The organism is uncultured Formosa sp. (assembly GCF_947500765.1).
Taxonomy (GTDB): Bacteria; Bacteroidota; Bacteroidia; order Flavobacteriales; family Flavobacteriaceae; genus Formosa.
Map to the genome: position 1 here is coordinate 182898 of NZ_CANMTH010000001.1, position 12491 is coordinate 195388.

Consider the following 12491-nt stretch of genomic DNA (forward strand, 5'->3'; position numbering starts at 1 on the left):
ATACCCCAACGTTGAAAACATCTTTTAAGGTTATTTTTATAGCATGTGTTTCTACATTTCTACTCGTAAACTGTTCTCGAAAAAAGGACAAATTTATAAGTAGAAATTTCCATGCAATGGCCACAGAATATAATATACTTTATAATGGTAACATTATCTTAGAAGAAGGTCGTGATCGCCTTAATGAAGAATATCATGACGATTATTGGAATGTACTTCAGTTAGAACGTTTAGATTTTACAGAGGATGCTATGCTTCCTGGACAATCTAAAAACGAGACTTTTTCAAGAGCAGAAGAAAAAGCGGTAAAAGCCATACAAAAACATTCTATGAACATTAAAGGGAAAGAGAAAAACCCAAAAATGGACGAAGCTTATTTGTTGCTTGGAAAGGCTAGGTATTTCGATCAGCGATTTGTACCAGCTTTAGAAGCTTTTAATTATATTCTTTACAAATATCCGTTAAGCGATAAAATTAATGTGGCTCGCGTATGGCGAGAAAAAACCAATATGCGTTTAGATAACGATGAGTTGGCTATTAAAAACTTAAAGCGCTTACTAAAATTAGAACATTTAAAAGGTCAAGAATTATCAGATGCAACCTCTACATTGGCACAAGCTTATCTTAATATTAAGGTTGTAGATACGGCAATAGCATATTTAGAAATTGCAGCAGAATCTACTTTAAAACAAGAAGAACGCGGGCGGTTTTTGTTTATAAAAGGACAATTATATAATACTTTAGGGTATAAGGATAGTGCAAATATTACGTTCGATCGCGTAATAAAAATGCATCGTAAAATCCCTAGAGATTATTATATAGGGGCTTATGTTGAAAAGGCTAAGAATTTTGATTACGAAAATGGAGATAAACTAGCATTTTCTGAAACCTTAGCTAAACTCGAAGAAGATCGTGAAAACCGTCCGTATTTAGGTCGTATTTATCATCAAGTAGGGGAGTATTATTTGGCAACCAATAGCGATTCTTTAGGTATTGCGTATTACAATAAATCATTAAGAACACGTCGAGACGATCAAGAATTAAATGCTCGAAATTATAAAATTCTGGGCGATTTAAGCTTTAATGATGCCGAATATAAAACTGCAGGCGCTTATTTTGATAGTACGCTAACAAATCTTAAACTCAATTCTAAAAAGTATAGAACGGTTAAGCGTGAACGTGATAATTTAGACGATGTTATTTATTATGAAGACATTTCGAAAGTAAACGATAGTGTTATTCATTTGGTAAATTTACCAGAAGCAGACCGATTGGTGTTTTTTGAAACCTATACAAATGAATTAAAAACTAAAGCCGAGTTAGAATACGAGCGTCAAGAAGCGGAAGCTAGAGCTCAAGAAATGTTAAGTTCTAATTCAGGGTTTAATGTAAATACTAAAGGATCGTCGTTTCAAGATCGCGAAACCGCAGATAAAATTGCAAACACGTTTTATTTTTACAATAACACAACAGCTGCTTATGGTAAAAATGAATTTATTAAAGTTTGGGGCGATAGAGAAAATAAAGATAACTGGCGTTGGTCTAATATGAATTTTTCTGGACCGTCTGCTCTAGTTGTCTCATCGCGAGATCAAGGATTAGATTTAAGTGCAGATATTTATAAACCACAATTTTATTTAGATCAAATTCCTTCAGACACAAAAGTAATAGACAGCATTGTTAAAGAACGTAATTATGCTTACTTTCAATTAGGAGTTATTTATAAAGAAAAATTTAGCGACTACAACTTATCTAAAAATAAACTACAGGATTTATTAAAAAGTAACCCAGAAGATCGATTAATTGTTCCTGCTAAATATAATTTATATAAAGATTATGAATTACTGGGGCAAATGGGCGAAGCCGAAATTATAAAAACAGATATCTTAACAAATCATCCAGATTCGCGTTATGCCGAAATATTGCGTAATCCAGATCAAGCTGTTGCTGAAGATTTAAACAGTCCAGAAAGCATGTACCAGAAGGTTCATAAAGTATTCAATGCGCAGCAATATGCAGAAGTTATTTCGCTTTGTGAAGTTAATATCCATGATTTTGAAGGAGATGATATTGTTGCGAAATTCGATTTATTAAAAGCTACGGCTATAGGTAGGTTGTATGGTTTTGAAGCTTATAGAGAGGCTTTAAACCAGGTTGCTTTGTCTTACCCGAATCTTCCAGAAGGGCAAAGGGCTGAAGAGTTAATAAGAAACGTATTACCTAATTTAGCAAATTCTGAGTTTTATGAATATGATTATGGATCGCGTTTTAAAGTTGTATATCAATTCGAAAACACATCAGATAAAGACATTGAAGCTTTTGTTAAAAAATTAAATACACAACTCGAAAAAGTAAGATACTACGACTTATCATCATCTAAAGATGTTTATTCTACAACAACAACTTTTGTTATTGTTCACGGATTTAGTAATTTAGTCGTCGCAGAAGGCTTTAAGGATTTATTTGAAAAGAAAGATAAGAATAAGATTACAAGACCTTATTTTGTAGTATCATCAGATAATTATCAAATAATTCAAATTCATAAAAATTTAGAAATATATTTAACTCAGAATAATTTATAAACTCCCCAAATTAATTACTATGTTCAAGGATAGCAAGAAAGACAAACAACAAAGTGTAGACTCATCAGGAAATCAAAATATTATTGCTCAAGGCACCAAAATTGTAGGTGATTTAAGTAGTGAGGGCGGATTTAGAATAGATGGCATTGTTGAAGGAAATTTAAAAACACCAGGAAAAGTTGTGGTTGGAAAAACCGGATTTATTAATGGAACTTTAGAAGGGACAGATGCTTATTTTGAAGGTAAATTTTCTGGTAAATTAGAATTGTCAGGTACATTAACTCTAAAATCTACTGCCGATATAGAAGGCGATGTTATTGTTGCTAAGCTAGCGGTAGACCCTGGCGCAAATTTTGATGTAACTTGTGTAATGAAAAGTGGTGTGAAAGCTATAAAAAATGATAGAGCCAAAGAAAAAACAGCTTAATAATTATGTCAGATTTTCTGGTATGGCTTTTCAGATGATAGCCATTATAGGAGTAATGACGTTTTTAGGGATTAAGTTGGATGGTAAATTTCCAAATCAATACAGCGCTTATACGGTTATTTTTTCTTTAATTGGTGTAATTGGTGCCATATATCAAATTATTAAACAAGTCACTAATCTTAAGAATTAAGATTAAATTTTTTATGTTTTAATGAAACAAAAATTACGTTCTTTTTTAATGGTATTAGTACCATTAACTTTAGTGTTATGTGTATCGCAAACATTTCTGATTCAGAAATTAGAAAGTTCGCATATATTTTATTTATCAACTTGGAGTATTTATGTGTTTCATTTTATAGCAACTTTAATAGTTTATACTTCGGTCGTTTATGTAAATAACGTTTTTTCAGACAAAACCGGTTTTGCATTTATGGCTTGTGGCGTTCTTAAAATGTTCGCAACAATTGTATTCTTACTTCCTTTAATTTTAAATTCTAAAGAGACACCAGCAAGTGATGTTATTGCATTTTTTGTGCCTTACTTTATATACTTGCTTTTTGAGACACTTTTCGTTGTAAAGCTATTAGTTAATAAACCTTAAAAAATTGACAATTCCTCAAAAAGTGGTTATTTAAGAGTAAAAAAAATAGTTATTAACTTTATAATGTTAATTAAAAATGTATTTTTGCACCGAAATTTGGAGACCGTAAATTATATTTAAAAAAGTATGATGATAGCAAAAAAATCTATCAAATGTTTAGTAACAGTCATTTTGGCTGTGCTTCCGTTTTTTAGCTTCGCCCAACACGGCAACGAACATGGTGAAGAAGAGATTGAGTTTAATGCAAGCGATTTAATTAATGGACACATTGGTGATTCTCACGAATTCCATATGTTTGATTATAATGGCGAGGCATATTCTTTCTATTTACCAGTAATTTTATGGACAGATAACGGGTTAACTGTTTTTTCTTCAAAAGAATTTCACCACGATAATAGCGGTCATCACGTGGTAGAAAAAGGAGATAATTCTTTTGTTCGTGATAACGAAATTATTTATTACACAGATAAGTACGCAACCTTAACAGCAGATACTAAGAATGCTTTTAATTTTGATGCGCGTCCTTTAGATTTTTCAATTACGAAAAATGTATTCTCAATGATTTTTTCAGCAATTATCTTATTCTTATTGTTTTTCGCTGTAGCAAAATCTTATAAGAAAAATGATAAAGCACCAAAAGGTTTGGCAGGTTTCATGGAACCACTTATTACTTTTGTAAGAGACGATATTGCTATCCCTAATATTGGAGAACATAAATATGCTAAGTTTATGCCATATTTATTAACCATCTTTTTCTTTATTTGGATTAATAATCTTATTGGTTTGATACCATTCTTTCCTTTTAGTTCAAACTTAACAGGTAACATTTACTTTACGTTTGTTTTAGCGATGATTACTTTTATTATTACAACTTTAAGCGGTAATAAAACATATTGGAAACATATTTTAATGCCGCCTGTGCCTAAGGCGTTGTATCCAATTATGGTTCCTATTGAATTTATTGGAATGCTAACAAAACCATTTGCATTAATGATTCGTTTATTTGCAAACATTACTGCTGGACATATTATTATATTAAGTTTAGTGTCTTTAATCTTTATATTTAAAACACCTGCAATTGCTCCGGTAACTGGTTTTTTTGTACTATTTATGAGTGCTCTAGAATTATTAGTTGCTGCTTTACAAGCTTATGTGTTTACATTATTATCGGCATTATTTATTGGTCAGGCTGTAGCCGAGGATCATCATTAAATTGAGTTTTTTAATTATTAACTATATAAATTTATTACTATGGTATTAGCTGGAATCGGTGCCGGATTAGCTGCAATTGCTGCAGGTTTAGGTATTGGAAAAATTGGTGGATCTGCAATGGAAGCAATTGCTCGTCAACCAGAAGCTGCTTCAAAAATTCAAACTGCAATGATTATTGCTGCTGCACTTATTGAAGGTGTTGCACTTTTCGCAGTGGTAGTTGCGTTGATCGCAAAATAATTTTTTGAAAAAGAAAAACTAAACATCCTGTAGCGGTTGGTTACAGGATGTTTTTCAACAAAAATCAACTTTATTATAATTATATAAATTATGAATTTAATAGCACCAGAAAGTTTAGTCTTTTGGACCACGGCAATTTTTATTATATTCTTTTTCTTATTAAAGAAATTCGCTTGGAAACCTATTTTAGGAGCCGTAAAAGGAAGAGAAGATTCTATTAATAAGGCCCTAATGTCTGCAGAGGAAGCTCGCAGAGAAATTCAAAATTTAAAAGCAGATAACGAACGTATTCTTCACGAAGCTCGTGCAGAAAGAGAAGATATGCTTAAAGATGCTAGAGATATTAGAAATAAAATTATTTCAGACGCTAAAGAAGAAGCTCAGAAGCAATCTCATAACATGATTGAGGCTGCAAAAAGTGCTATTGAAAGCGAAAAGAAATCGGCAATGATTGAACTTAAAAATCATGTTGCAGAATTATCTTTAGACATTGCTGAAAAAGTGGTACGTGGTGAATTATCAAATAAAGACAAACAATTAGAATTAGTTGACTCTTTATTAGGTAAATCTACTTTAAACTAGAAATAATGGCAGGAACAAGAGCAGCAATACGTTACGCAAAAGCAGTTATAGAATTAGCACAAAGTAGTAATTCAGCCGAGGCTGTACATACAGACATGTCTTTAATTGCTAATACTATTTCAGACAGTAAAGACTTAAGCGATATGCTAGAGAGTCCTGTTGTAAAATCTGCTGTTAAGAAGTCGGCGTTATTAGAGATTTTTAATAACATCACTCCGTTAACTATTAATTTATTAGATACTTTAATTACAAACAGAAGGCTTCCTATCTTAGGAGATGTCGCTATAAAATATAATCAATTATTTGAACAGTTATCTGGTGCAGAATTAGCAACAGTAACTACTGTAGTACCATTAACTAGCGATTTAGAAGTTAAAGTTTTAGCGAAACTAAAAGAGTTAACAGGAAAAACAGTTGAAGTTAAAAATGTAATAGACGAAACCATTATAGGTGGTTTTGTATTACGTATAGGAGATTTGCAATACGACGCTAGTGTAGCAAACAACCTAAATAAAATAAAACAAGAATTTTCATTAAATTAATTTTATAAATTTTTTAATCGGAATGATTTTCGATTAGAGCTTATATCTAAATAAAATGGCAGAAGTAAAACCAGCTGAAGTAACAGCAATCCTAAAGCAACAACTACAAGGTTTTGAAGCAGGAGCAACTTTAAATGAAGTAGGTACAGTATTAACTGTAGGAGATGGTATTGCACGTGTTTACGGATTAGCTAATGCACAATATGGTGAGTTAGTAGATTTCGGAGATGGTCTTGAAGGAATTGTATTAAACCTTGAAGAAGATAACGTCGGTGTAGTATTATTAGGACCTTCACAATTTGTTAAAGAAGGAACAACAGTAAAACGTACAGAACGTATCGCATCTATTAATGTAGGTGAAGGTATTGTTGGTCGTGTTGTAGATACTTTAGGAAACCCTATCGATGGTAAAGGACCAATCACTGGTAAAACTTACGAAATGCCTTTAGAGCGTAAAGCTCCTGGTGTTATCTTTAGAGAGCCAGTAACCGAACCATTACAAACAGGAATCAAAGCTATTGATGCTATGATCCCAGTGGGTAGAGGACAACGTGAGTTGGTAATTGGAGATAGACAAACAGGAAAAACAGCTGTTTGTATTGATGCTATTTTAAATCAAAAAGAATTTTACGATGCAGGTGAGCCTGTATATTGTATATATGTTGCTGTTGGGCAAAAAGCTTCAACAGTAGCTTTAATTGCTAAAACTCTTGAAGAAAAAGGAGCTTTAGCTTATACTACAATAGTAGCTGCAAATGCATCAGACCCTGCTGCAATGCAAGTATATGCACCGTTTACAGGGGCATCTATTGGAGAATATTTTAGAGATACTGGTAGACCAGCTTTAATTGTATTTGATGATTTATCAAAACAAGCCGTTGCTTACCGTGAGGTATCTTTATTATTAAGACGTCCACCAGGACGTGAGGCATATCCTGGAGATGTATTTTACTTACACTCTCGTTTATTAGAACGTTCTGCAAAAGTTATCAATAACGATGAAATTGCTAAAGAAATGAACGATTTACCAGATTCATTAAAGCCAATCGTAAAAGGTGGTGGTTCTTTAACAGCTTTACCAATTATTGAAACACAAGCGGGAGATGTTTCTGCTTATATTCCAACAAACGTAATTTCTATTACAGATGGACAAATCTTCTTAGATGGAGATTTATTTAACTCTGGTGTTCGTCCAGCAATTAACGTAGGTATTTCTGTATCTCGTGTTGGTGGTAACGCTCAGATTAAATCTATGAAAAAAGTATCAGGTACCTTAAAACTGGATCAAGCACAATACCGTGAGCTAGAAGCTTTCGCTAAGTTTGGTTCCGATCTAGATGCTGTAACTTTAAATGTAATTAACAAAGGTAAACGTAACGTTGAGATTCTTAAGCAAGCGCAAAACGATCCGTTTAAAGTAGAAGATCAAGTTGCAATTATTTATGCGGGATCTAAAAACTTATTGAAAGACGTACCTGTTGATAAAGTAAAAGAATTTCAAAATGATTACCTAGAGTTTTTAAAAGCTAAACATGCAGATGTATTAAGCACTTTAAAAGCAGGAAAATTAACTGATGAAGTTACAGATACATTAACAGCTGTAGCAAAAGAAATATCAGTAAAATATAAAGCTTAATTAGATTTTAGCATTGAGTAGTGAGGTTGTTTTAAACCATCTCACTACTGAATACTCAATACTTTATTCTAGTATAAAACATGGCAAATTTAAAAGAAATACGTAACAGAATAGCTTCGGTATCTTCAACCATGCAAATTACCAGTGCCATGAAAATGGTATCGGCTGCAAAGTTAAAGAAAGCGCAAGATGCTATTACTGCTATGCGTCCTTATTCAAGCAAGCTTTCCGAACTTTTACAAACGTTAAGTGCAACTATAGATTCTGATATATCTAATAAATATTCAGAGCAACGAGAAGTAAATAAAGTACTTCTTATAGCTGTAACTTCAAATAGAGGTTTGTGTGGTGCGTTTAACTCTAACATCATTAAAGAGGTAAATAATCTGGCTAATACAAAATATGCTGGTAAAGACATATCTTATCTTGTTGTTGGTAAAAAGGCAAATGATGCATTTAAGAAAACCAATAAAATTATAGAAAATAGAAGTGATATTTTCGATGATTTATCTTTTGAAAATGTAGCTGAGATAGCTGAATCTTTAATGAAGCAATTTGTTGATGGTGATTTTGATCAGATTGATATTGTTTATAATCAATTTAAAAATGCAGCAACTCAAATTATAACAACAGAACAGTTTTTGCCAATTTTGCCTATTAAAGTTGAAGGAAACGTAAATACGGATTATATTTTTGAGCCATCAAAATTAGAAATTATTGAACAATTGATTCCTAAGTCTTTAAAAAATCAATTATTTAAAGGTCTTAGAGATTCGTTTGCAAGCGAGCACGGTGCACGTATGACTGCTATGCATAAAGCAACCGATAATGCAACAGAATTAAGAGATCAATTAAAATTAACATATAACAAAGCACGTCAAGCTTCAATTACTAATGAAATTTTAGAAATTGTTGGTGGTGCAGAAGCTCTTAACAATTAGTAAATACTAATACATTAAGCAAATTATAATAATTTTTAGATTCTAGTCTAAATAATTAATGTCACATTACAATATAAAAGCCTTGCAATTAGCAAGGCTTTTTTTATACTGTATATTTGTATTTACTATCTTTATTAAACACAAACCCATAATATGAAATATCTTAAAATCTTTTTTTTATGTAGTGTTTTACTCAGTTCGATTACAAATTGTGCTTCACAAAAAACAGAAAAAGTAGCTTCATTTTGCACTAAAGAAGTGTATAAGCAATCTTGGACTTCGGGAGTGAAAGGGGGTGGCTCTGGTATTAATATATTTGTGAATTTACAAGAAACACTTCCTGTAAATATTACCTTAGATAGTATTTATTTTGAGACGTATCAGTTACCTTTAAAACAAGATAATCACAATCCATTGTTGTTTGTTGGTCGAAATGTAAACCAATCTAAAAAAGACTTTTCTATTTTAAAGACTAATGCAATTACAGACAACCCAGTTACAGAAAATACAGAAAAACATTCTAAGTTTCAACTTAAGGAGAATGAATGTATTATTCGTTATATAGATTCTGGAGACATTAAATATTTTAAATATGATGCATTGTATCGTAAACAAGCACCAATAATCCCAAACACTAGACCCAAACATTAATAATTAACGTGTTTCCTTTTTTAGTTCTCCTGATTTCAATACTTTTAGCCTCCCAGAATATCCAATATATTGAGCACTTTACAACGCCTTTTTAAACAGACATTTATTTACGGTTTAGCAACAGTGTTGCCTCGTATGCTTAATTTCTTTTTAGTGCCGCTATACACGTCGCCAGGAGTGTTAAATTCGGTTGCCGAATATGGTACAGTATCCGTCATCTTCTCTTGGTTTGTTATTTTCAATGTTATTCTGGCTTATGGTATGGAAACCGCTTTTTTTAGGTTTTTTAATAAGGAAAAAGATCAAGAGGTTGTTGTGGGAACTTCTACCATTTCTTTAGCCATTTCATCTTTTGCATTTTTTGGATTGGCATTAGTCTTTCAAAACCAGATTGCTTTAATCACAGAAATAAAAGTAGAATATATTAAACTTGTAATCTGGATTTTACTTTTAGATGCCCTAGTTATTATCCCTTTTGCATGGTTACGTGCTAATGAAAAATCTATGACGTATGCTATTATAAAAATAGTGAATGTCGTGATTAATTTAGGCTTAAATTTATTCTTCCTTTTAGGCTTAAAAGATTGGTCTTATCATTTCGGTTTTCTAGATAATATTTGTGTAGAAGATTATCAAATCAACTATATTTTTATAGCTAATTTGGTTGCTAGTGCAGTAACTTTATTGCTTTTATTATCTTTTTATATAAAGGTGAAATATCAATTTAACGCCGATTTATGGAAACGTATGATGCGCTATGCATTCCCGGTTTTAATTGCTGGAATTGCTTTTTCTGTAAATGAAACTTTTGACCGCATTTTATTGAGTAAATTATTACCTGAAAATATTGCAGATACACAAGTTGGTATGTATTCGGCCTGTTATAAACTTGCTTTGTTTATGACGCTTTTTGCAACAGCATATCGCTTAGGTATAGAGCCTTTCTTTTTTAGTCATGCAAATACCAAGAATCCGCAGAAGAATTATGCTAAAATTTTAGAATTTTTTGTCACTATCGGATCTTTAATTCTATTAGGCGTAATTGTATTTGCCGATCTTTTAAAAGTAATCGTTATTAGAAGTGAAGACTATTGGGAAGCCATGTCTGTAGTACCAATTATACTTTTGGCGTATTTGTTTTTAGGGATGTATCATAATTTATCGGTATGGTATAAAATCACAGATCGTACAAAATTTGGTGCTTATATTTCTATATTTGGTGCTGTAGTGACTCTAGCTTTAAACTTTTGGCTTATTCCTATTATTAGTTATAAAGGGTCTGCAATTGCCACGTTAGCTGCATATGCAAGCATGGTAGTATTATCTTATTACTTTGGAAGAAAATATTATCCCATTCCATATAACATCAAAAAAATTAGTGCTTATATATCAATATCAGTAACCTTCTCAATCATTTCATTTTATTTCTTTAGAGAAAATTATGTGGTTGGTATTGGTTTACTTTCAGTATTTATGCTGATAATCTATAAGTTTGAAAAAGAAGACATTCAAAGTTTATTAAAACGATAACATGACAGTAAAAATTATAAATAAATCGAATAACGCATTACCTCATTATGAAACTGAAGCATCTGCAGGAATGGATTTGCGTGCGCTTACAACCGAAGCGATTACTTTAAAACCTTTAGAACGTACCATAGTTAAAACAGGTTTGTTTATAGAGTTGCCAGTTGGTTTCGAGGCTCAGGTTCGTCCTCGTAGCGGATTAGCAGCTAAACATGGTATAACGGTATTAAATGCTCCAGGAACTATTGATGCGGATTATAGAGGCGAAATAGGTGTAATTTTGGTTAACTTGTCTAATGAAAATTTCACTATTAAAAATGGCGAACGTATAGCACAGTTAGTGTTTGCAAAACATGAACAAGCACAATTTGTAGAAGTTGAAACGCTTTCTGAAACAGCTAGAGGCGAAGGTGGATTTGGAAGTACAGGAAAAAAATAAAACTACCTTTTTATTCTCTAAAGGAAAATTTAAAACAAATAACAACTAAAAATAATAATCATTTCTATAAGAGATGATTTGTTCAGAACTTATGAAAATTATTGTACCAATGGCAGGTCGCGGCTCGCGATTACGCCCTCACACGTTAACCGTACCAAAACCATTAATTCCTGTTGCAGGACAACCTATCGTTCATCGTCTAGTAAAAGATATTGCAAAAGTAATTAATCAACCTATTGAAGAAGTTGCCTTCATTTTAGGCGATCCCGCATTCTTTGGAGACGATGTTGTAGCAAGTTTAACTAAGCTTGCAAACGATCTTGGAGCGAAAGCATCTATTTACCGCCAAGACCAACCGTTAGGTACAGGTCATGCAATAATGAGTGCAAAAGATTCTTTATCTGGTCCAGCAGTTGTAGCGTATGCAGATACGTTAATTCGTGCAGATTTTAATTTAGATGAAGATGCCGATGCCGTAATTTGGGTAAAACAAGTAGATAAGCCAGAAGCATTTGGTGTAGTAAAATTAAACGCATCTAAAGAAATTGTTGAATTGGTTGAAAAACCAGAAACCTTTGTGAGTGATTTAGCTGTAATCGGGATATACTATTTTAAAGATATAGCCGTTCTTAAAGATGAACTTCAGCATGTGTTAGATAATAACATTATTAATGGTGGAGAATACCAAATTAACGATGGTATTAAAGGGATGATGGCTAAAGGAAAAGTCTTTAAAACAGGACAAGTAGATGAGTGGATGGATTGTGGAAACAAAGCGGTTACTGTAGAGACTAACGGTAAAATGTTAGGTTTTTTAGAAGCCGATGGCGAAGAGCAATTAGTAGATGATTCTGTTATTTTAAATAACTCAAAAATTATTAAACCTTGTTATGTTGGAAAAGATGTGGTATTAACAAATACAACAATAGGTCCTAATGTGTCTATTGGGACAGGTTGTGTTTTAGAAAATTCAACCGTTAAAAATACCATAATTAGTAATCATTCAACTATTAAAAATGCTATTTTAGATGATGCAATGATTGGTAATTATGTAGAATTTGATGGGCATTTTAAAACCATTAGTATAGGAGATTATTCCGTTTTAAAATAA

The 12491-nt window shown here is 32.1% G+C and carries 14 protein-coding genes; all 14 read left to right on the forward strand.

What is annotated here, in order from left to right:
* Positions 1-116: 116 nt before the first annotated feature.
* The 14 genes from Q1B05_RS00785 to Q1B05_RS00850 all read left to right on the forward strand — a co-directional run bounded on the left by Q1B05_RS00785 (position 117) and on the right by Q1B05_RS00850 (position 12491).
* Entirely contained in the window at positions 117-2582 is a 2466-nt protein-coding gene (locus tag Q1B05_RS00785; RefSeq protein ID WP_299776582.1) for a hypothetical protein, read from the forward strand.
* Positions 2583-2601: 19 nt separating this feature from the next.
* Complete coding sequence (locus tag Q1B05_RS00790) at positions 2602-3009, forward strand: polymer-forming cytoskeletal protein (RefSeq protein WP_299776583.1); 408 nt, start codon at positions 2602-2604, stop codon at positions 3007-3009.
* The gene (locus Q1B05_RS00795) at positions 2981-3199 is read left to right on the forward strand and encodes an AtpZ/AtpI family protein (protein WP_299776584.1); all 219 of its coding nucleotides are present in this window, start codon (positions 2981-2983) and stop codon (positions 3197-3199) included. The genes Q1B05_RS00790 and Q1B05_RS00795 overlap by 29 nt, the downstream gene beginning before the upstream one ends.
* 21 nt (positions 3200-3220) lie before the next feature.
* A complete protein-coding gene (locus tag Q1B05_RS00800; protein WP_299776585.1) occupies positions 3221-3610 on the forward strand; it encodes a DUF6168 family protein in 390 nt (129 codons plus the stop codon).
* A 129-nt stretch (positions 3611-3739) separates the two neighbouring features.
* On the forward strand, positions 3740-4822 hold the full coding sequence (gene atpB / locus Q1B05_RS00805) for a F0F1 ATP synthase subunit A (protein ID WP_299777455.1): 1083 nt from the start codon (positions 3740-3742) through the stop codon (positions 4820-4822).
* A gap of 39 nt (positions 4823-4861) precedes the next feature.
* Complete coding sequence (gene atpE / locus Q1B05_RS00810; protein ID WP_299776586.1) at positions 4862-5062, forward strand: ATP synthase F0 subunit C; 201 nt, start codon at positions 4862-4864, stop codon at positions 5060-5062.
* A gap of 90 nt (positions 5063-5152) precedes the next feature.
* Positions 5153-5644: a F0F1 ATP synthase subunit B gene (locus Q1B05_RS00815; protein WP_299776587.1), complete on the forward strand. Its 492-nt coding sequence runs from the start codon at positions 5153-5155 to the stop codon at positions 5642-5644.
* Between the two features lie 5 nt (positions 5645-5649).
* Positions 5650-6186 carry an ATP synthase F1 subunit delta gene (gene atpH / locus Q1B05_RS00820; protein ID WP_299776588.1) on the forward strand — a complete coding sequence of 179 codons (537 nt, stop codon included), beginning with the start codon at positions 5650-5652 and terminating at the stop codon, positions 6184-6186.
* A 55-nt stretch (positions 6187-6241) separates the two neighbouring features.
* Positions 6242-7822, forward strand: a complete 1581-nt coding sequence (gene atpA, locus Q1B05_RS00825) for a F0F1 ATP synthase subunit alpha (RefSeq protein WP_299776589.1) — start codon at positions 6242-6244, stop codon at positions 7820-7822.
* Between the two features lie 80 nt (positions 7823-7902).
* A complete protein-coding gene (gene atpG / locus Q1B05_RS00830; protein ID WP_299776590.1) occupies positions 7903-8763 on the forward strand; it encodes an ATP synthase F1 subunit gamma in 861 nt (286 codons plus the stop codon).
* Between the two features lie 153 nt (positions 8764-8916).
* A complete protein-coding gene (locus tag Q1B05_RS00835; protein ID WP_299776591.1) occupies positions 8917-9414 on the forward strand; it encodes a hypothetical protein in 498 nt (165 codons plus the stop codon).
* Positions 9415-9483: 69 nt separating this feature from the next.
* A complete protein-coding gene (locus Q1B05_RS00840; protein ID WP_299776592.1) occupies positions 9484-10944 on the forward strand; it encodes an oligosaccharide flippase family protein in 1461 nt (486 codons plus the stop codon).
* A gap of 1 nt (position 10945) precedes the next feature.
* Positions 10946-11380, forward strand: coding sequence for a dUTP diphosphatase (gene dut / locus Q1B05_RS00845; RefSeq protein WP_299776593.1), 435 nt, complete (start codon positions 10946-10948; stop codon positions 11378-11380).
* A gap of 91 nt (positions 11381-11471) precedes the next feature.
* On the forward strand, positions 11472-12491 hold the full coding sequence (locus Q1B05_RS00850) for a sugar phosphate nucleotidyltransferase (RefSeq protein ID WP_299776594.1): 1020 nt from the start codon (positions 11472-11474) through the stop codon (positions 12489-12491).